We start from the raw sequence: 362 nt of genomic DNA, 5'->3' as shown, positions 1-362 counted from the left end.
TCGCAATACAATTCTATTTACGAACGATTAATTTCTTCTAAAATAGAATTGCAAGATATTTCTGGTGAAATGAGTAGTTTGATAGATTCGACTGAAATTAATCCTGAAAGATTACAAGAAATTACAGATCGTTACGATTTGATTCATAAATTATTGCGTAAACATAATGTGATTTCTGTTGAAGAATTAATTGCAAAACGTGACGAATTAGAAAGTCAAACTTCTGGTTTTGATAATTTGAGTGATTTAATTATTCACTTAAATAAAGAATTGAATTCAATTTCAGAAAAACTTGAAAAACAAGTAATTAAAATTAGAAAAAATAGAATTTCTTCTATCGAAATTATCCGAAAAAATATCTT

At 25.1% G+C, this 362-nt stretch carries 1 protein-coding gene; it reads left to right on the top strand.

The genetic code is table 11. The annotated features are described in order from the left end of the window. Positions 1–362, top strand: a 362-nt coding sequence (locus tag QWI17_RS01660) for a DNA repair protein RecN (protein ID WP_302720750.1), incomplete at both ends; no start/stop codon positions are given.

It is taken from the genome of Gilvimarinus gilvus, assembly GCF_030518155.1.
Classification (GTDB): Bacteria; Pseudomonadota; Gammaproteobacteria; order Pseudomonadales; family Cellvibrionaceae; genus Gilvimarinus; species Gilvimarinus gilvus.
Note: the sequence above shows the minus strand (reverse complement) of the source record. Positions and strands in the feature narration are given on the sequence as shown.